We start from the raw sequence: 251 nt of genomic DNA on the forward strand, positions 1-251 counted from the left end.
GTTCCGTTTGTCTTGTCGCTGCACCTGTTTTTGCGGAATTTCAGGCGGATCGGCAATGCGCAAAAGTTTGCGCTGGCATTTCTGCTGACACCAGCCATCGTCTATGCGGGAACCGACGTGAGCGATCTGACCGCGCTGCCCATCGAGCAGTTGATGCAAGTGCAGGTGGTGACCGGTGCGTCCAAGTACGCAGAAGCGGCCAATGAAGCACCCGCCAACGTGCAGGTCATCACGGCCGATGACATCAAGAC

1 protein-coding gene is annotated in these 251 nt (G+C 57.4%); it reads left to right on the plus strand.

Annotated features, from left to right (window positions below):
* Positions 1-251: hypothetical protein (locus tag ACH107_RS33975; RefSeq protein ID WP_412509945.1), on the plus strand; the 251-nt coding region annotated here is incomplete at both ends.

This window comes from Roseovarius halophilus (ex Wu et al. 2025), assembly GCF_047086965.1.